This window comes from Paraburkholderia sp. UCT70, assembly GCF_050434085.1.
GTDB lineage: Bacteria > Pseudomonadota > Gammaproteobacteria > Burkholderiales > Burkholderiaceae > Paraburkholderia > Paraburkholderia tuberum.
Window position 1 is genome coordinate 2,722,333 of record NZ_JBNPVZ010000004.1, and the last position, 17,088, is coordinate 2,739,420.

16 protein-coding genes are annotated in these 17,088 nt (G+C 64.7%); 10 read left to right on the plus strand and 6 right to left on the minus strand.

From position 1 onward, the window contains the following. Nucleotides 1-105 precede the first annotated feature (105 nt). Both OKW41_RS38235 and mpl read right to left on the minus strand, forming a co-directional pair. Nucleotides 106-720, minus strand: a complete 615-nt coding sequence (locus OKW41_RS38235; RefSeq protein WP_429451766.1) for a YqiA/YcfP family alpha/beta fold hydrolase — start codon at nt 718-720, stop codon at nt 106-108. After that, complete coding sequence (gene mpl, locus OKW41_RS38240) at nt 717-2,111, minus strand: UDP-N-acetylmuramate:L-alanyl-gamma-D-glutamyl-meso-diaminopimelate ligase (RefSeq protein ID WP_429575739.1); 1,395 nt, start codon at nt 2,109-2,111, stop codon at nt 717-719. The genes OKW41_RS38235 and mpl overlap by 4 nt, the downstream gene beginning before the upstream one ends. Nucleotides 2,112-2,299: 188 nt before the next feature. On the opposite strand from mpl, the gene OKW41_RS38245 reads away from it, so the two are divergent. The 10 genes from OKW41_RS38245 to OKW41_RS38290 all read left to right on the plus strand — a co-directional run bounded on the left by OKW41_RS38245 (nt 2,300) and on the right by OKW41_RS38290 (nt 10,671). Beyond that, the gene (locus OKW41_RS38245) at nt 2,300-2,950 is read left to right on the plus strand and encodes a UDP-N-acetylmuramate--alanine ligase (protein WP_429575740.1); all 651 of its coding nucleotides are present in this window, start codon (nt 2,300-2,302) and stop codon (nt 2,948-2,950) included. 19 nt (nt 2,951-2,969) lie between these two features. After that, a complete protein-coding gene (locus tag OKW41_RS38250; RefSeq protein ID WP_429451771.1) occupies nt 2,970-3,530 on the plus strand; it encodes a TlpA family protein disulfide reductase in 561 nt (186 codons plus the stop codon). 208 nt (nt 3,531-3,738) lie between these two features. Then, nucleotides 3,739-4,194, plus strand: a complete 456-nt coding sequence (gene aroQ, locus OKW41_RS38255; RefSeq protein WP_090801901.1) for a type II 3-dehydroquinate dehydratase — start codon at nt 3,739-3,741, stop codon at nt 4,192-4,194. Nucleotides 4,195-4,271: 77 nt separating this feature from the next. Next, a complete protein-coding gene (accB, locus tag OKW41_RS38260; protein ID WP_429451773.1) occupies nt 4,272-4,745 on the plus strand; it encodes an acetyl-CoA carboxylase biotin carboxyl carrier protein in 474 nt (157 codons plus the stop codon). 116 nt (nt 4,746-4,861) lie between these two features. Then, nucleotides 4,862-6,226 carry an acetyl-CoA carboxylase biotin carboxylase subunit gene (accC, locus tag OKW41_RS38265; RefSeq protein ID WP_184006568.1) on the plus strand — a complete coding sequence of 455 codons (1,365 nt, stop codon included), beginning with the start codon at nt 4,862-4,864 and terminating at the stop codon, nt 6,224-6,226. A 3-nt stretch (nt 6,227-6,229) separates the two neighbouring features. After that, nucleotides 6,230-7,132: a 50S ribosomal protein L11 methyltransferase gene (prmA, locus tag OKW41_RS38270; protein WP_429451775.1), complete on the plus strand. Its 903-nt coding sequence runs from the start codon at nt 6,230-6,232 to the stop codon at nt 7,130-7,132. A 47-nt stretch (nt 7,133-7,179) separates the two neighbouring features. Further along, nucleotides 7,180-8,562: a zinc-ribbon and DUF3426 domain-containing protein gene (locus OKW41_RS38275; protein WP_429575741.1), complete on the plus strand. Its 1,383-nt coding sequence runs from the start codon at nt 7,180-7,182 to the stop codon at nt 8,560-8,562. A gap of 72 nt (nt 8,563-8,634) precedes the next feature. After that, complete coding sequence (gene tpx / locus OKW41_RS38280) at nt 8,635-9,135, plus strand: thiol peroxidase (protein ID WP_090801909.1); 501 nt, start codon at nt 8,635-8,637, stop codon at nt 9,133-9,135. Nucleotides 9,136-9,230: 95 nt separating this feature from the next. Continuing rightward, entirely contained in the window at nt 9,231-10,169 is a 939-nt protein-coding gene (locus OKW41_RS38285) for a carbohydrate kinase family protein (protein ID WP_429575742.1), read from the plus strand. Nucleotides 10,170-10,194: 25 nt separating this feature from the next. Beyond that, nucleotides 10,195-10,671 (plus strand): glycine zipper 2TM domain-containing protein, encoded by a 477-nt coding sequence (locus tag OKW41_RS38290; protein WP_429451778.1) that lies wholly within the window; start codon nt 10,195-10,197, stop codon nt 10,669-10,671. 224 nt (nt 10,672-10,895) lie between these two features. Here OKW41_RS38290 and OKW41_RS38295 read toward each other — a convergent pair whose 3' ends face one another. The 4 genes from OKW41_RS38295 to OKW41_RS38310 all read right to left on the minus strand — a co-directional run bounded on the left by OKW41_RS38295 (nt 10,896) and on the right by OKW41_RS38310 (nt 16,802). Further along, entirely contained in the window at nt 10,896-11,525 is a 630-nt protein-coding gene (locus OKW41_RS38295; protein ID WP_429575743.1) for a histone H1-like DNA-binding protein, read from the minus strand. Between the two features lie 29 nt (nt 11,526-11,554). Continuing rightward, nucleotides 11,555-11,872, minus strand: a complete 318-nt coding sequence (locus OKW41_RS38300; protein ID WP_084754174.1) for a hypothetical protein — start codon at nt 11,870-11,872, stop codon at nt 11,555-11,557. 87 nt (nt 11,873-11,959) lie between these two features. Continuing rightward, entirely contained in the window at nt 11,960-13,195 is a 1,236-nt protein-coding gene (locus tag OKW41_RS38305; RefSeq protein ID WP_429575744.1) for a ribonucleotide-diphosphate reductase subunit beta, read from the minus strand. A 583-nt stretch (nt 13,196-13,778) separates the two neighbouring features. Next, nucleotides 13,779-16,802 (minus strand): ribonucleoside-diphosphate reductase subunit alpha, encoded by a 3,024-nt coding sequence (locus OKW41_RS38310; protein ID WP_429451782.1) that lies wholly within the window; start codon nt 16,800-16,802, stop codon nt 13,779-13,781. Nucleotides 16,803-17,088 lie beyond the last annotated feature (286 nt).

Below are 17,088 nucleotides of genomic sequence, written 5' to 3' on the forward strand. Positions count from 1 at the left end.
ACTGCGCGTGCCAGCGGGTTGAATCTTGCGACCAGCGGTGGCGGTCGGTGTGTCTTTCTGACTGACGTCCTTGCAGGGTTCGATGCCGCCGCTCTTTGCGTGCCGTCAGGCCGCCGCGCGCGGCGCCGGCGGCTCGACGTGTTCGGCGTCGCAAAAGCCCAGCACGTCGTCGAGATACTGCGCGAACTCGCTGATCGCGTGGTCGCTGCCCTCGATCAGCGTGGTGCGCGCGCCCGGATAGTGCGCGAGCATTTCGCGGTAGTCGAGCACTTCGTCGCCGGTGGCTGCCATCAAATAATAGCGTTCGGGCCGCGTGATCGACGCCACGCCGAGCGCGCGCAATTCATCCAGATGATGCGGCTCGACGACGATGCTGCCGCCACCGTGCCACAACGGCTGCTCGCCGAGATAGGCGCTCAGGTCGCGCTGCGGCACGACCGCCGGGTTCAACAGCACGGCCGGCCAGCCGTGTTTCTCGGCCAGATGGGTGGCGAAGTAGCCGCCGAGCGAACTGCCGATCACGGTCACCTGCCGCGCATCGCCCTTCGCGCGTGCCTCGGCCACCAGCGATTCGGCGAGCGCCACGGTTTCGAACGGCGACACCGGCAGCATCGGGCAGCACCACTCGCCGGCGCGACCCAGTTCGGCGAGACGCGCCGCGAGCAGGCGCGCCTTGAACGAATTCGGCGACGAACGGAAACCGTGCAGATACAGAATCACGACGCGCCTCGCGTCGAAAGACCGTCGAGCAGCTTCTGATGCACGCCGCCGAAGCCGCCGTTGCTCATCACCAGAATCTGGTCGCCGGGGCGCGCCGCGTGGACCACCGCCTTCACGAGCGCGTCGAGGTTGTCGAACGCCTGCGCCTTGCCGTCGAGCGGCGCGAGCGCTTCGCCGAGGTTCCAGCCGAGCGCGTCGCGCCCGCCCGGCGCGCCGTAACCGAACACGAGATCGGCGTCGGCGAGGCTCGCCGGCAGTTGCGCTTTCATCACGCCGAGCTTCATCGTGTTCGAGCGCGGTTCCAGCACCGCAAGGATTCGCGTGTTGTCGCGGCCGACCCGCGCGCGCAGGCCGGCCACCGTCGTCTCGATCGCGGTGGGGTGATGCGCGAAGTCGTCGTACACGGTCACACCCTCGACGCTGCCACGCACTTCCATGCGGCGCTTCACGTTGCGAAAGCCGGACAGCGACTTCGCGGCCTGCGCGGGCGGCACGCCGACATGGCGCGCGGCGGCGATCGCGGCGAGCGCGTTCATGCGGTTATGCTCGCCCTGCACCTGCCAGTCGACCACGCCGACGCGCTCGCCGTTGTGATAGACGGCGAAGCGTTCGTCGACGGGCACGCCCTGCTCCGCCGCCTGGATCTCCCAGCCACCCTGGACGCCGAAGCGCTCGACCTCGCTCCAGCAGCCGCGCGTCAGTACGCGCTCGAGCGCGTCCTCGCGGCCGTTCGTGACGACGCGGCCCAAGCGCGGCACCGTGCGGATCAGATGATGGAACTGCGTTTCGATCGCGGCGAGATCAGGGAAGATGTCGGCGTGATCGAATTCGAGATTGTTCAGCACCGCCGTTTTCGGGCGGTAATGGACGAACTTCGAGCGTTTGTCGAAGAATGCGGTGTCGTATTCGTCGGCTTCGATCACGAAGAAGCTCGAATCGGTGAGCCGCGCCGACACGCCGAAATTGAGCGGCACACCGCCGATCAGGAAGCCGGGGTTCAGGCCCGCGTCTTCGAGCAGCCAGGTCAGCATCGAGCTCGTGGTGGTCTTGCCGTGCGTGCCGGCCACGGCCAGCACCCATTTGCCGTTCAGCACGTGCTCGCCGAGCCACTGCGGACCGGACACGTACGGCAGGCCGCGGTCCAGAATCGCTTCCATCAGCGGGTTGCCGCGCGTGACCACGTTGCCGATCACGAACAGATCCGCATTCAGGCCGTTCAGTTGGTCCGCGTCATAACCCTCGATCAGACCGATGCCTTGCGCCTCGAGCTGCGTGCTCATCGGCGGATAGACGCCGGCGTCGCAGCCGGTCACGGTGTGGCCCGCATTGCGCGCGAGCACCGCGAGACCGCCCATGAAGGTGCCGCAGATGCCGAGGATGTGGATATGCATAAGCCTGTCGTGCCGCGGGGGCGTTTCTTGCGAGGGATGAGAGAGCCACAGGACGGTCGGAACGACCGTCTGCAAAGGACGCCTATTGTAACCGACGCGACGCGCGCTGCCCCCTGCCGGCCACGCCCGGCGCCGCCCGGTGCGGGCCGCCGAACCGCGTCGCAGGCTCGATCGAGTATCATGCAAGGATGGTCCGCAAATCACATTTCGATCCGCAGCGCGTGCGCGAGGAAATCGCAATCGCGGCGGCACGCCTGATTGCCGAAGACGGCCTGGATTACGCCAGCGCGAAGCGCAAGGCGGCCCGGCAGGTCGTCGGCGAGACTCGTGTTGCCGGCGAATGGCTGCCGGACAACGATCAGATCGAAGAAGAAATCCGCGAATATCAGTCGCTGTTCCAGAGCGACAGCCAGCCGGCGCTGCTGCGGCGCCTGCGCATGATCGCGGTCGACTGGATGGAGCGGTTCGCGCCGTTCAATCCGTATCTGACGGGCGCGGTGCTCGGCGGTACGGCCGGCGAGCATTCGGATGTGCATCTGCAGGTGTTTTGCGACAACCCGAAGGAAGTCGCGATCTACATGCTCAATGCAAACATCCAGTACGACGTGTCGGAAACGCGCCACTTCGCCGGCCGCGGCTACGTGGAGACGCTGAGCTTTCTGTGGCGCCCCGCGGGCGAGCGCAACGCCGAGCCGGTCGGCATCCACGTCGCGCTGTACGAAACCGACGACCTGCGTGGCGCGGTACGCGCCGACGCGCGCGGCCGCACGGCGCGGGCCAATTTGCCGGCGGTGCAGGCGCTGCTCGACGGCGACGAAGTGCCGTCCTTCACCAATTGATCAGACAGAACGGAGCACGATGAACACGAGACGTATGCTGGCGGGCGCGGTCGTCGCGCTGATTGCCGCGGGCGGCGGCGTGCTGGCCAATCACTGGCTCGATCGCGGTGCCGACGTCGCGTACGCGGCGCAGGCCGGGGCGCAGCCTGCCACCTCTGCGAGTCCCGTGCAGCAACTGTGGACCGCGCCGGTCACGAACGTCGACGGCAAACCGCAGTCGCTGAGCCTGCTCAAGGGCCACCCGATCGTCGTCAACTTCTGGGCGTCGTGGTGCGCTCCGTGCGTCGAGGAAATGCCGGCGCTGTCGCAGATCCAGCGCGAGTACGCGAAGAAAGGCATCCAGTTCGTCGGCCTCGGCGTCGACTCGGAAAAGAACATCCAGACCTTCCTGCAGAAGGTCAAGGTCGCGTACCCCATCTACGTGACCGGCTTCGGTGGCGCCGACCTCGCGCGCGCGTTCGGCAACAATGCGGGAGGTTTGCCGTTTACCGTCGTGATCGACGCAAAAGGCAACATCCGCTCCACAAAATTGGGCCAGATCGACCCAACGGCGCTGCGCCAGACGCTCGACGCGCTGTAAATTTCCCGATTTCCCACGCTACGCTTTTTGGCATGCGATTCCGTGCAGAACGAGCAAAAATACACGGATAATTCCCGAATTTGAGTGAAGTTGGACCCAAGGCTGCGCCGCGGCCCGCGCCGGCCATCGCCGCGTACGCGCGCGAAACTAGACAAGTTTCTCTAATCAGCGCTAAAGTGCGCGCAATTCCACGGAAAAAGAAGCGACCATGACGCGACTGCTGGTACTGCACGGACCCAACCTCAATCTTCTCGGCAGCCGGGAACCCGAGGTCTACGGTCGCGTGACCCTGCCGCAGATCGATCAGGCGCTGGCGGACCGGGCAGCCGACGCAGGCGTTGAACTCGCGTCGTTTCAGAGCAATCACGAAGGCGCGCTGGTCGACCGTATTCAGGCGGCCCGCACCGAGCAAACTGATTTCATCCTGATCAATCCCGCCGCGTACACGCACACAAGCGTGGCCATTCGCGACGCACTGGCGGGGGTCGGCATCCCGTTCGTCGAGATTCATCTGTCGAACGTGCATCGCCGCGAACCGTTCCGGCATCACTCGTATTTCTCCGACCAGGCTGAGGGCGTCATTTGCGGCCTCGGCTGGAAGGGGTATCTGTACGCGCTCGAATTCGCGCTCGACCGGCTCGCGGCCGGGTCGTCGCGCGGCTGAATCCAAACACGTCCAATTTGAGCCGGCTACTGCGACTTGCACATGCCGGCACACTACGCATTGAAAGGGGCACCCTGATGGATCTACGTAAACTCAAAACTCTGATCGACCTCGTCTCGGAGTCCGGTATTTCCGAACTCGAAGTGACCGAGGGCGAAGGCAAGGTCCGCATCGTCAAGAATGCGCCGCCGGTTTACGTCCAACCGTCCGCCCCATACGCCGTACCGCAATTCGCACAACCGGCACCGTTCGGCGCTGTCGAAGCGCCGGCAGCCCCCGCGGGCGCTCCAGCCACGCCGGCCGCCGCCGCGCCGCAGGGTCACGTCGTCACCTCGCCGATGGTCGGCACGTTCTACCGCGCGCCGTCGCCGGGCGCCGATCCGTTCGTGCAGGTCGGCGACACGGTCAAGGAAGGCCAGACCATCTGCATCATCGAAGCGATGAAGCTGCTCAACGAGATCGAGTCGGACAAGTCCGGCGTGGTCAAGGAAATCCTCGTCGAAAACGGCCAGGCGGTCGAGTACGGCCAACCGCTGTTCGTGGTCGGCTAACGCGGCACGCACTATCCGCCGCCCGCGCGCCGCTCATCCCAGGCGCGCGACCGATCCTCTGCGGCAGCCGGCGTCCTGACCGACCCCGGCGCCCATTGATGAGTCGAAAACCCGCTATGTTTGAAAAAATCCTCATTGCCAATCGTGGCGAGATCGCGCTTCGCATCCAGCGCGCCTGCCGCGAGCTCGGCGTCAAGACGGTCGTCGTCTATTCGGAAGCCGACAAGGAAGCGAAGTACGTGAAGCTCGCCGACGAGGCGGTCTGCATCGGCCCGGCACCGTCGAATCTGAGCTATCTGAACATGCCCGCGCTGATCAGCGCGGCCGAAGTCACCGACGCCGAAGCGATCCACCCCGGCTACGGCTTCCTGTCGGAGAACGCCGACTTCGCCGAGCGCGTCGAGCAGTCCGGCTTCACCTTCATTGGTCCGCGTCCGGAAACGATCCGCATGATGGGCGACAAGGTCACGGCGAAACAGACCATGATCAAGACCGGCGTGCCTTGCGTGCCGGGTTCGGAAGGCGCGCTGCCGGACGATCCGAAGGAGATCGTGAAGATCGCCCGCCAGATCGGCTATCCGGTCATCATCAAGGCGGCTGGCGGTGGCGGCGGCCGCGGCATGCGCGTAGTCCACACGGAAGCGGCGCTCGTCAACGCAGTCATCATGACCCGCGAGGAAGCCGGCCGCGCGTTCGGCAACCCGCAGGTCTACATGGAGAAATTCCTCGAGAACCCGCGGCACATCGAAATCCAGGTGCTGGCCGACTCGTTCAAGAACGCCGTGTGGCTCGGCGAGCGCGACTGCTCGATGCAACGCCGTCACCAGAAGGTGATCGAGGAAGCGCCGGCGCCGGGTATCGCGCGTCGCCTGATCGACCGTATCGGCGATCGTTGCGCGGACGCGTGCAAGAAGATGGGCTATCTCGGCGCGGGCACCTTCGAGTTCCTGTATGAAAACGGCGAGTTCTACTTCATCGAGATGAACACGCGCGTACAGGTCGAGCATCCGGTGACCGAACTGATCACCGGTGTCGACATCGTGCAGGAACAGATCCGCATCGCGGCCGGCGAGAAGCTCACGTTCCGTCAGCGCGACATCCAGTTCCGCGGCCATGCGATCGAATGCCGGATCAACGCCGAAGATCCGTTCAAGTTCACGCCGTCACCGGGACGCCTGACCTCGTGGCATATGCCGGGCGGTCCCGGCATCCGCGTCGATTCGCACGCCTACAATGGTTATTTCGTGCCGCCGAACTACGATTCGATGATCGGCAAGCTGATCGCTTACGGCGCCACGCGCGAACAGGCGATCATGCGGATGCGCATCGCGCTGTCGGAAATGGTGGTCGAAGGTATTCAGACCAACATCCCGCTGCACCGTGAGCTGATGCTCGACGCGAAGTTCGTCGAAGGCGGCACCAGCATCCACTACCTCGAAAACCGGCTGGCCGCGCGTCAGCAGGTCGCGGAAGAAGCGTAAGTCATGAGCTATCGGGAACTGGTTGCCGAACTGGCGCGCGAGCACGCGGAGGAGTTGTCCGACGCGCTGCTCGAGCTGGGCGCGCTGTCGGTGTCGGTCGAAGACGCCGACGCCGACACGCCCGACGAGCAGCCGCTGTTCGGCGAGCCCGGCCTCACGCCGGATCGCACGGCATGGCAGCATTCGCGCGTGATCGCGCTGCTCGCGCCGGAACACGATCCGGCCGTGCTGCTGACCGCCGCGGCCAACGAGATCGGACTCGATGCCGCGCCGGCATATACCGTGCGCGAGGTCGAGGAGCAGGACTGGGTGCGGCTCACGCAGTCGCAGTTCGATCCGATCCAGATCGGCGAGCGCATCTGGGTCGTGCCGTCGTGGCACGATGCGCCGGACCCCGGCGCGCTCGTGCTCGAACTCGATCCGGGTCTCGCGTTCGGCACCGGCAGCCACCCCACCACGCGTCTGTGCATGGAGTGGATCGAGCAGTCGATCAAGCCCGGCCAGTCCGTGCTCGACTACGGCTGCGGCTCGGGTATCCTCGCGATTCTCGCGAAGAAGTGCGGCGCCGATCCGGTGATCGGCATCGATATCGATCCGCAGGCGGTCGAATCGGCGCGTCACAATAGCGAACGCAATCACGCCGAAGTCACCTATGGCCTGCCCGACGCCTGTCCGGCCGGCGAGTTCGACGTCGTGGTCGCGAACATCCTGTCGAATCCGCTGAAGCTGATGGCGTCGATGCTGTCGTCGAAGGTGAAGCCGGGCGGCCACATCGCGCTGTCGGGCATTCTCGCGCGCCAGGCCGAGGAAGTCGCGCAGGTCTACGCGCGCTGGATCGATATCAGCGTGTGGCGCGAACATGAAGGTTGGGTGTGCCTCGCCGGAACGCGCCGCGAAAGCAATTAGAATAAGGCGTATTGTCAACCTAACGGCCTCAGGCTCAACGGCTCGATATGCACCTGGCAACGCGTTGCCCCTTCTGCGAAACTGTCTTCCTTCTGCAACCGGCGCAGCTTGCGCAGCGCCGCGGCCTCGTGCGGTGCGGGCATTGCCAGGAAGTCTTCGACGCGTCGAGCAGTCTATTCGACGTCTCCGAAGGCGGCGATTTTTCGACGGCCAAACCGGTTGCCGCCGCAGCGGCAATCGAAGCGCTGTCGGGTGTGCGGCAACCCAACCCGGACTTCAGCGGCGACGCGTGGGACCCGTGGGCGCCGGCTTCGGAACAAAACTCCACCAGCATTTCCCGCAGCACGCTCGATGCCCGTTTGCGCGACCACGCGAGCAGCGTGCCGCTCGCGCCGCTGCCGCTTGGCGGCAACGAGCACGCACCCGTCACATCGGGCACTCCTCGCCAGGCGACCGAACCGGAATTGCGCGCCGGCGCTTTCACGGCACCGCTACCCGCGGACGATGAGCCGACGCTGGCCGACGCGCCGCTCGAACCCTTCGCCTATCCCGCCGACAACGCGGTCGATGAACAGCCTGTCGTCCCGCCCACCGCGCCTGCTCCCCCACCGCGAGTCGAAGACGAAGCGCCGCGCGTCTGGCACAAGATCGAACGCCCCGAGCCGTCCACGCTCGATGAACCGGCGCTGCGCGAACCAGCAAGTCTGCATGGCATGCCCGACAACGAGCCGCACTTCGGCCCGGTCGGTGGGGGCGTGGCCGGCTTCGGCGCCGCCGCAGGCATGGGTGCCGCAGGTGCTTCGGGCGCCGGCGGTACCGGCGGCCCGCGCCCGCCGGGCGGTCCGTCGCTCGCCCCATCGAGCGGCGAGCCATTCTCGGTCAAGCCGCCCGTCAGCGATGGCGACGATCCGTTCCCGGTCGTGCGCGAAACTCGCCCGGTGGACGCCGGACGCGTCGGCTGGATCGTCGCCGGTGTGGTGCTCGCCGCGCTGCTCGTCATTGCGCTGCTCGCGCAACTCGCGTGGTGGCAACGCGAGACCGTGATGGTCAACCTGCCGCGCTCGCAGATCCTGTACGCGCAGGCCTGCGCGCATCTCGGCTGTCAGCTGACGCCGCCGCACGATATCGAAGGCCTGCTCGTCGAGCCCTCCGATCTGCGGCAGATCGACGGCCCGCACAAGCTCGAGCTGAAGATGCCGCTGCACAACCGCCTGAACATCGCGCTCGCCTACCCCGCGATCGAACTCACGCTGCTCGACGATCAGAACAACGTCGCCGTGCGGCGCGTGCTGTGGCCGCAGGATTACGTGCCGCCCGGCACCGTGATCGCGTCCGGCCTGCCCGCGCACGCGACGCAGACGATGATCGTGCACCTCGACACCGGCACCGCGATTGCCTCCAATTTTCGCGTACAGATTTTTTATCCGTAACGCGCCCTCGCGCGCCCGCTCCCTGGCGGGCGCATCATTCTCATCACTGACGCCCTTTTCGGAGCACAACACATGAGTCAAGTCACGCTGGGTGGCAACCCGATCGAAGTAAGCGGCACGTTCCCGTCGGTCGGCCAGCAGGCCGCCGCATTCTCGCTGATCGGCCGAGACCTGAAGCCGCTGACGCTCGCCGACTTCGCCGGCAAGCGCAAGGTGCTCAACATCGTCCCGAGTCTCGACACGCCGACCTGCGCGACGTCGACGCGCAAGTTCAACGAAGCCGCCGCGAAGCTCAGCAACACGGCCGTCATCGTCGTGTCGGGCGACCTGCCGTTCGCGGCGTCGCGCTTCTGCACGACCGAGGGCATCGAGAACGTGGTGACCGCGTCGACGTTCCGCGGCCATGAGTTCGCGCAAGCGTACGGCGTCGACGTGACGAGCGGTCCGCTGACCGGCCTGACCGCGCGCGCGGTCGTCGTGCTCGACGAAAACGACAAGGTCGTGCACGCCGAGTTGGTCGGCGAGATCAAGAACGAGCCGAACTACGACGCAGCGCTCGCCGCGCTGAAGTAAGCCCTCTCGCGCGCGAACGACGGCGCCGCGCCTCGCGCGCGGCGCTGGCGGCGCGGCGCGTCTCTTTCCACCGCTTTCATACAGGAACGCTCGCCTTGGCTACGCTCATCTGCGGCTCGCTCGCGTACGACAACATCATGACCTTCGAAGGCCGCTTTCGGGAGCACATCCTGCCGGAGCAGGTCCACATCCTCAACGTAAGCTTTCTCGTGCCGACCATGCGTCGCGAGTTCGGCGGCTGCGCGGGCAACATCGCCTATGCGCTGAATCTGCTCGGCGGCGACGCGCGCATCATGGGCGCGATCGGCGCCGTCGACGCACAGCTCTATCTTGACCGGCTCGCGCAGCTCGGCCTGTCGACGGAAAACGTGCTCGTCGTGCCCGACACCTACTCGGCGCAGGCGATGATCACGACCGACCTCGAGAACAACCAGATCACCGCTTTCCATCCGGGCGCGATGATGCAGTCGCATCAGAACCGCGCCGACGAAGTGGCGGGCCTGACGCTCGGCATCGTCGCGCCGGACGGCTATGACGGCATGGTCCAGCACTCCGAACAGCTTGCCGCCGCAGGCGTGCCATTCATCTTCGATCCGGGCCAGGGCTTGCCGCTGTTCGACGGCGAGACGCTGCGGCGCATCATTGAACTTGCTACCTATGTAGCGGTCAACGATTACGAAGCCGCGCTGGTGAGCAACAAGACCGGCTGGTCGATCGAACAGATCGCCGGCAAGGTCGACGCGCTGATCATTACGCTCGGCGAGAAGGGTGCGCAGATCCATCACGGCGGCGGTATAGAAGAGATTCCGGCGGTAACGGCCAGGCAGCTGCTCGATCCCACCGGCTGCGGCGACGCGTTTCGCGGTGGCTTGCTCTACGGTATCGAGAAGGGTCTCGGGTGGGCCACGACCGGCCGTCTCGCCAGCCTGATGGGCGCACTGAAGATCGAGCATCAAGGCCCGCAAAACTACGCGCCCAGCCGGGCGGAAATCAACGAGCGGTTCAAGCAGGCCTTCGGATACGACCTGCACTGATATCGCGTGCTATGGGAGTTTGGGAATGAGAACATCGAGTCGCCTGATCATCGTCACCTTGATCGCCGGTTCGTTGGCCATGTCGGGGTGTGCGGTCAACAGCAGCTCTCCCGACGTTTTCACCGCCTCGCAGGCGCAGCGTGAACAGACGGTTCGCATGGCCACGGTGGAGAGCGTGCGCGCGGTGCGGATCAGCACGAACGACGGTCAGCCGATCGGCATCGGCGCACTCGGTGGCGCGGCGCTCGGCGCGCTCGCCGGCAGCACGATCGGCGGCGGACGTGGCTCGGTCGCGACGGGTATCGTCGGCGGCATCGGCGGTGCGGTCGCCGGCAATGCAATCGAAAACCGCGTCGCCATGCGCGACGGTATCGAAATCACCGTGCGCCTCGACAACGGCGACATGCGCGCCGTCACCCAAACTGCTACCGGCGAAATCTTCCGCGCCGGCGATCGCGTGAGGCTGCTGTCGAGCGGCGGCGTCACGCGCGTCACACACTAAGCGCACCTCCCGCGCGGCGGCGCGTAGTTCAGCGCCGCGACGACGACTTCACACGCATGGGTCCTCACGGGTCCATGCGTGTTTTTTCTTTTCGGGACGACGGGCAAAAAAAACCCGCCACCGGCACACCGGTAACGGGTCGTTGACCGGGTGGCGCTCGCAAGAAATCGAGCACGACCCGGTCATCCGACACATCGTACGATGTGTCGACTTACTGCTACTGCTTACGGACGGCTGCCCGTCGGGAACGGCCATGCCGCTGCCGGGTTCAGCGCGGTCTTCACCGTCGCCGCCGGTGCGCTCGAGACAGCAGGCGCAGCGGGAGCAGGCGCGGCCTTCTTGGCGACAGCCTTCTTCGCAGGGGCAGCCTTCTTCGCAGGCGCAGCGGCCTTCTTCGCGGCAGCCTTCTTGGCAGGTGCAGCTTTCTTGGCTGCAGCCTTTTTGGCAGGCGCCGCCTTCTTGGCAGCGGCCTTCTTCGCCGCGACCTTCTTCGCCGGTGCTGCCTTCTTCGCTGCGGCCTTCTTCGCCGGTGCTGCCTTCTTCGCTGCGACCTTCTTCGCTGCGACCTTCTTCACCGCGGCTTTCTTCGCCGGTGCTGCCTTCTTCGCCGCGACCTTCTTGGCTGCAACCTTCTTCGCCGCGACCTTCTTCACTGCGGCTTTCTTCGCCGGTGCTGCCTTCTTCGCCGCGACTTTCTTCGCTGCAACCTTCTTCGCGGCGACCTTCTTCACTGCGACCTTCTTCGCGGCGACCTTCTTGGCCGGAGCAGCCTTCTTAGCCGGAGCAGCAGCCTTCTTGGCTGCGGTCTTCTTTGCTGCGGGCTTCTTGGCCGCGGCTTTCTTTGCAGTTGCCATCATTTTCTCCTTCAGGTTTTCAGATGAGGTCAGTTCAAACTACACCCTTCGTCAAAACCCGCTTCCCGCGGACGCTTCTCAGGGCGCGCGCTACGAAGCGGGCTATTCATCGGCGTACGCAGATGCGGCGCGCTTACGCTAATGAATGCGGTAAGGCGCGCCGTGCCCGAAGGCACCGCGCGCCAAATCTGGTCGGCGTCGCAAGGCGACGCCGGCAATTGCTTGATCGGGCCGCCGGCGACGACGCCAGCGGCTTTTTCCGGGGGGAAGTTTGCCCATCCCACTGAAGGGTCCGCAAAGTGCCTGTCATGTTTGTGGGCCGTCAAGGCACCGGGCACGCTTTGCATCAGGCCGTTCTGCTCCTAACCCGGGGCGCCGCGGCCACAGGCGGCGGCATCCCCATCAATGAATACATCCGCGATACGAATCCCGGCTTACTCCCAGGAAAGCGCACCGCCAGTCTGATATTCGATCACTCGCGTCTCGAAGAAATTGCGTTCCTTCTTCAGATCGATCATCTCGCTCATCCACGGGAACGGGTTTTCCTCGTTCGGGTAGAGCGGATCGAGACCGATCTGCTGGCAACGGCGGTTGCAGATGAAGCGCAGATAGCTCTTGAACATCGACGCGTTGAGGCCGAGCACGCCGCGCGGCATCGTATCTTCGGCGTAGCGGTATTCGAGCTCGACCGCCTGCTGGAAGATCGCGCGAATTTCGGCGCGAAACTCAGCCGTCCACAGGTGCGGGTTTTCGAGTTTGATCTGGTTGATCAGGTCGATGCCGAAGTTGCAGTGCATCGACTCGTCGCGCAGGATGTACTGGTACTGCTCCGCCGCGCCGGTCATCTTGTTCTGGCGGCCGAGCGCCAGGATTTGCGTAAAGCCGACGTAGAAGAACAGGCCTTCCATCACACAGGCGAACACGATCAGCGAGCGCAGCAGCGTCTGGTCTGCTTCGAGCGTACCGGTCTTGAAGGCCGGGTCGGTCAGCACGTGGATGTACGGAATCAGGAATTCGTCTTTCGCGCGGATCGACGGGACCTCGTGATACGCGTTGAAGATTTCGCCCTCGTCGAGACCCAGCGACTCGACGATGTACTGGTAAGCGTGCGTATGGATCGCCTCTTCGAACGCCTGGCGCAGCAGGAACTGGCGGCATTCGGGCGCCGTGATGTGGCGGTAGGTGCCCAGCACGATGTTGTTGGCGGCGAGGGAATCTGCCGTCACGAAGAAGCCCAGGTTGCGCTTGACGACGCGGCGCTCGTCTTCGGTCAGCCCGTTCGGGTCTTTCCACAGGGCGATGTCGCGCGACATGTTCACTTCCTGCGGCATCCAGTGGTTGGCGCAACCCGCCAGATACTTTTCCCAGGCCCACTTGTACTTGAACGGCACCAGCTGATTGACGTCGGTCTGGCCGTTGATGATGCGCTTGTCGGCGACATTGACGCGCGCTTCGGAAGCGGCCGCCGCGTTGGCAACCGCGTTGCCAACATGAGCGACGGGAGCGACAGCGATGTCGTTCGCGAAGACTTCTTGAGCGAAGGGAGCATGCGAAGCGGAACGCGTTCCGATTTGCGAACCCACAGCCGACCCCGCAGCGTTGCGCAACACGTTCGGTTGCGTCGCGCTCGAGGGAGTTACGGCAGTGATCTCGTCATCCCAGTTGAGCATAAATGTCACCATCAATTTAGAACGGTTTGTACCATCTTTTCACGAGCGATAAAAGAGTTCACTCGCGAAAATTCCTGTTTTCGATTCGCGTTGCTACGTTCATACAACACTTTGTTCGACATACTGCGTGTGACCCATCCAGTGACGCATCGAGTGACGCGTGATGAACGCGTGTTGAACATGTGTTGCCGAGGTCCTTCGCGAACTCGAAGAGCAACGTTTCGACATGACGTTTCGTTGCTCTATCTATATGTATTGCGCGGCGCGTTCACGGCATCCTCCGACTGATCGATGGACTGATCGATGCCGCACGAGCCACGCATCGCGAGAGTCGGCGGTGAGCCGTGCTGAGTGTGTTGCGTCAGCGTTGGCGGTCGAAGTGCGATGCCATGTCGAGCGATCGTCTTGTTGCCAACGGCTGGGTTGCTTCACTGCATCGACGAGCGGTGAGACTTCGATACTGCTCACCGCTCGTCGACCTGCGTCTACTTCATCGACGGGGCGCGTCACTCACCGCCTGCGGATCACCACCTACGACCCTCGCGTGCAGTTAGCAAGCATCGCTCCCGCTGCTTGCCAATCTTTACTGGCAAGCCTCGCACTCGTCGAAGCCAGGATCGCCCGGACGCATCATGCAGACCGGACCATCCGCTTCGGGTGCCGCGTCGACCGCGACCGCGGCAGTCGCTGCGACCGCTGCAGCAGCCTGCAAGCCGCCGCCCACACCACCCGCCGCGCCACCGCCCACGCCGAAGCCGCCTGCCGCGCCGCCTGCGCCACCCGAGCCGTCATGACCCGAGCTCACCGCGTTCAGCGCGCCGTGCGCGACCGTCGACTTCTCGACGTGCGTCGCCGCCATCGTGCGCAGGTAGTAGGTGGTCTTCAGACCGCGCAGCCATGCGAGCTTGTAGATCTCGTCGAGCTTCTTGCCCGATGCGCCCGCCATGTAGATGTTCAGCGACTGCGCCTGGTCGATCCACTTCTGACGACGCGAAGCCGACTCGACGAGCCAAACCGGATCGACTTCGAACGCGGTCGCGTAGATCGCGCGCAAGTCGGCCGGGATGCGGTCGATGCGCGACAGCGTGCCGTCGAAGTACTTCAGGTCGGCGACCATCACTTCGTCCCACAGGCCGCGCGCCTTCAGGTCGCGCACCAGGTAGTCGTTGACCACCGTGAACTCGCCCGACAGGTTCGACTTCACGTACAGGTTCTGATAGGTCGGTTCGATGCACGCCGACACGCCGATGATGTTCGAGATCGTCGCGGTCGGCGCGATCGCGACGCAGTTCGAGTTGCGCATGCCGTAGGTCGAGATACGCGAGCGCAGCGCGGGCCAGTCCATCGACTCGCTCGAATCGACCTCGACATAACCGCCGCGCGCTTCGGCGAGCAGCGCCACCGAATCCTGCGGCAGGATGCCGCGATCCCACAGCGAACCGCGGTAGCTCGAGTAGCGGCCGCGCTCTTCGGCCAGCTCGGTCGACGCGTAGTACGCGTAGTAGCAAACCGCTTCCATCGAGCGATCGGCGAACTCGACCGCTTCCTGCGACGCGTACGGCGTGCGCAGCACGTGCAGGCAGTCCTGGAAGCCCATGATGCCGAGGCCGACCGGACGGTGCTTCAGGTTCGAGTTACGCGCCTTGGCGACCGCGTAGTAGTTGATGTCGATCACGTTGTCGAGCATGCGCATCGCGACGCTGACCGTGCGCTTCAGCTTGTCGTGGTCGAGCGCGAGCGTGCCGTCGGCCTGCTCCTTCAGGTGCGCGACGAGGTTCACCGAGCCGAGGTTGCAGACGGCGATTTCGGCGTCGCTCGTGTTCAGCGTGATTTCCGTGCACAGGTTCGACGAGTGGACGACGCCGACGTGCTGCTGCGGCGAGCGCACGTTGCACGGATCCTTGAACGTGATCCACGGATGGCCGGTTTCGAATAGCATGCCCAACATCTTGCGCCACAGTTGCGCCGCCGGGATCTTCTTGAACAGCTTGATCTCGCCGCGGGCGACCTTGTCTTCGTAAGCCGTGTAAGCCGTTTCGAACTCGGCGCCGAACTTGTCGTGCAGGTCCGGGCAGGTGGACGGCGAGAACAGCGTCCAGTCGCCGCCTTCCATCACGCGCTTCATGAACAGGTCGGGAATCCAGTTCGCGGTGTTCATGTCGTGCGTGCGACGACGGTCGTCGCCGGTGTTCTTGCGCAGCTCGAGGAATTCCTCGATGTCGAGGTGCCACGATTCGAGGTACGCGCACACCGCGCCCTTGCGCTTGCCGCCCTGGTTCACTGCGACCGCCGTGTCGTTGACGACCTTCAGGAACGGCACCACGCCCTGCGACTTGCCGTTGGTGCCCTTGATGTGCGAGCCGAGCGCGCGCACACGCGTCCAGTCGTTGCCGAGGCCGCCGGCGAACTTCGACAGCAGCGCGTTTTCCTTCAGCGCTTCGTAGATGCCGTCGAGGTCGTCGTCGACCGTGGTCAGATAGCAAGACGACAGCTGCGAGCGGCGCGTGCCGGAGTTGAACAACGTCGGCGTCGAACTCATGAAGTCGAAGCTCGACAGCACGTTGTAGAACTCGATCGCGCGCGCTTCGCGGTCGATCTCGTTCAGCGACAGACCCATCGCGACACGCATAAAGAATGCCTGGGGCATTTCGATACGCACGTTGTCGTGATGCAGGAAGTAGCGGTCGTACAGCGTCTGCAGACCGAGGTAGCCGAACTGCAGGTCGCGGTTCGCGTCGAGCGCGGCCCCGAGGCGCTTCAGGTCGAACTGCAGCAGCTTGTCGTCGAGCAGCTCGGCTTGCACGCCGCGCTTGATGAACTGCGGGAAGTACTCGGCGTAGCGCTCGCCCATCTCGGCTTGCGTGACTTCCTCTTCGAGAATCTCGCGGCGGATCGTATGCAGCAGGATGCGCGCGGTGGCCTGGCTGTAGGCCGGGTCCTTTTCGATCATCGTACGGGCAGCGAGGATCGCCGAGTCGTACACCTGGCTCATCGGCACGCCGTCGTACAGGTTCTTCACCGTTTCCGCGACGATCGGCTCGGCGCTTACCGCGTCGCCGAGGTTCGCGCACGCGGACTCGATGATGCCGCGCAGCGCAGCCATGTCCAGCGGACGCGTGATGCCGTTGTCGGTCACGTTCAGGCCCGGGGTGCTGGCGCCTTCCGCTGTCTGACCTTCATGAGCGTCATGCGCGCGCGCCTGGTTGCGCTTCTCGCGATACAGCACGTAAGCACGCGCGACGTTGTGTTCGCCGCCGCGCATCAGCGCGAGTTCGACCTGATCCTGAATGTCTTCGATATGGAACGTGCCGCCATTCGGACGGCTGCGCACCAGCGCGCGCACCACGTTCTGCGTGAGTTGCTCGACCAGTTCGCGCACCCGTGCCGACGCCGCGCCCTGACCACCGTTGACGGCGAGGAACGCCTTCGTCACGGCGATCGCGATTTTCGACGGCTCGAACGACACCACGCTGCCGTTGCGGCGGATCACCTTGTAGTCGGCGTAATTCGCTTGCGGCGCGAGCGCCTGCGCGCCTTGGGTCTGGCCGAAGGCCTGGCCAGTCGGTGAGCCCTCGTAACGGGTCGTCACGTTGTCGGTGGTTTGCATGTGCAAAGCTCCTGGTCTTGGAAATATTGCGGCGAGTGCCGCGGATTAAATCGAACGCCGCGCCGCCGCGTGCGCGTGCGATGAGGTGCAGGTAGGCCGGCTACGCCGGTTGGCGGGATGCAACTGCGAGGAAGCCTGGTTCGATTTGATGACGGTCTTCATCGGGTCGGTCGCGATCACTGGCTGGTCCTTTCCTGAAATGCTTCTGGATGCGGCCGGAGATCCCCTACCGGCTGCGCCCCAGGAATTTTTTTCGCTGTCTGGAATGCTTGCGGCGCCATGCTCG

Coding starts and splice junctions, on each gene's coding strand:
- mpl (WP_429575739.1), bottom strand. CDS start 2,111: ATGCATATCCACATCCTCGGCATCTGCGGCACCTTCATGGGCGGTCTC.
- OKW41_RS38245 (WP_429575740.1), top strand. CDS start 2,300: ATGGTCCGCAAATCACATTTCGATCCGCAGCGCGTGCGCGAGGAAATC.
- OKW41_RS38250 (WP_429451771.1), top strand. CDS start 2,970: ATGAACACGAGACGTATGCTGGCGGGCGCGGTCGTCGCGCTGATTGCC.
- aroQ (WP_090801901.1), top strand. CDS start 3,739: ATGACGCGACTGCTGGTACTGCACGGACCCAACCTCAATCTTCTCGGC.
- accB (WP_429451773.1), top strand. CDS start 4,272: ATGGATCTACGTAAACTCAAAACTCTGATCGACCTCGTCTCGGAGTCC.
- accC (WP_184006568.1), top strand. CDS start 4,862: ATGTTTGAAAAAATCCTCATTGCCAATCGTGGCGAGATCGCGCTTCGC.
- prmA (WP_429451775.1), top strand. CDS start 6,230: ATGAGCTATCGGGAACTGGTTGCCGAACTGGCGCGCGAGCACGCGGAG.
- OKW41_RS38275 (WP_429575741.1), top strand. CDS start 7,180: ATGCACCTGGCAACGCGTTGCCCCTTCTGCGAAACTGTCTTCCTTCTG.
- tpx (WP_090801909.1), top strand. CDS start 8,635: ATGAGTCAAGTCACGCTGGGTGGCAACCCGATCGAAGTAAGCGGCACG.
- OKW41_RS38290 (WP_429451778.1), top strand. CDS start 10,195: ATGAGAACATCGAGTCGCCTGATCATCGTCACCTTGATCGCCGGTTCG.
- OKW41_RS38295 (WP_429575743.1), bottom strand. CDS start 11,525: ATGGCAACTGCAAAGAAAGCCGCGGCCAAGAAGCCCGCAGCAAAGAAG.
- OKW41_RS38300 (WP_084754174.1), bottom strand. CDS start 11,872: ATGCAAAGCGTGCCCGGTGCCTTGACGGCCCACAAACATGACAGGCAC.
- OKW41_RS38305 (WP_429575744.1), bottom strand. CDS start 13,195: ATGCTCAACTGGGATGACGAGATCACTGCCGTAACTCCCTCGAGCGCG.
- OKW41_RS38310 (WP_429451782.1), bottom strand. CDS start 16,802: ATGCAAACCACCGACAACGTGACGACCCGTTACGAGGGCTCACCGACT.